1 protein-coding gene is annotated in these 1289 nt (G+C 67.3%); it reads left to right on the top strand.

Features of this window, described 5'->3' with window-relative positions; genetic code table 11:
* On the top strand, positions 1–1182 hold a 1182-nt coding region (locus EB084_25800), incomplete at its 5' end, for a dihydroxy-acid dehydratase (protein ID NDD31678.1).
* Between the last annotated feature and the right edge of the window lie 107 nt (positions 1183–1289).

Here is a 1289-nt window from a genome sequence, read left to right on the forward strand (position 1 = left end):
GAGGCCGTCGGCCAGTTCACTGCCGGCAAGATGAGCGAGGAAGATTTCTGCGAGATCGAGCGACGCGCGATCCCGGGCACCGGTTCCTGCGGTGGCATGTACACCGCCAACACCATGAGTTCGGCCTTCGAGGCGCTCGGCATGAGCCTGCCGTACTCGAGCACCGAGGCCAACGTGCACGACGAGAAAGTCGCGAGCACCGCGCGCGCCGCGCAGGTGCTGGTCGAGGCCGTGGCGCGCGATCTCAAACCCCGCGACATCGTCACGCGCGAGAGCATCGAGAACGCCGTGGCCGTGATCATGGCGACCGGTGGATCCACCAATGCCGTGCTGCACTTCCTCGCCATCGCGCACGCGGCAGAGGTGGAGTGGAGCATCGACGATTTCGAGCGCGTGCGCCGCAAGGTGCCTGTTCTGTGCGACCTCAAGCCGAGCGGCCGTTACCTCGCCGTCGACCTGCACCGCGCGGGTGGCGTTCCGGCTGTGATGAAAGAACTGCTGGGAGCGGGGCTGCTGCACGGTGACTGCATGACGATCACCGGCAAGACGGTCGCCGAGAACCTGGCGGAGATAGCGCCGCTTCGCTCAGACCAGGGCGTGATCCGCACTGTGTCCAACCCCATCTACAGCGAGGGCCATCTGGCGATCCTCAAGGGCAATCTCTCGCCCGAGGGTTGCGTCGCCAAGATCACGGGCCTGAAAAACCCCGTGATGAGCGGCCCCGCGCGCGTGTTCGACGACGAGCAGAGCGCGCTAGCCGCGATCATGGCGGGCAACATCAAGGCAGGCGATGTGATGGTGCTGCGCTACCTGGGGCCGAAGGGTGCGCCCGGCATGCCCGAGATGCTCGCACCCACCGGTGCGCTGATCGGTCAGGGTCTGGGCGAGAGCGTGGGCCTGGTCACGGACGGGCGCTTCTCGGGTGGCACCTGGGGCATGGTGGTGGGCCACGTCGCGCCAGAGGCCTACGCCGGCGGCCTGATCGCGCTGGTGGAAGAGGGTGATCGTGTCGTGATCGACGCGCACCAGTTGCTGCTGCATCTCGACGTGCCCGAAGACGTGATCGCGCGTCGACGCGCGGCGTGGAGCGCACCGGCACCGCGCTACACGCGCGGTGTGCTGGCGAAGTTCGCGCGTAATGCCTCCAGCGCCAGCCGCGGCGCGGTGCTTGATGGCGACTGACACCCTGAGCGGCCCGGAGGGCGCGGCATGAGCTGGGATTTCGGCACCGACCCTGCACTGCAGGAAGAGCTCGACTGGATTCGCCAGTACGTCGATGAGGTGATCCT

The organism is Pseudomonadota bacterium, assembly GCA_010028905.1.
GTDB lineage: Bacteria > Vulcanimicrobiota > Xenobia > RGZZ01 > RGZZ01 > RGZZ01.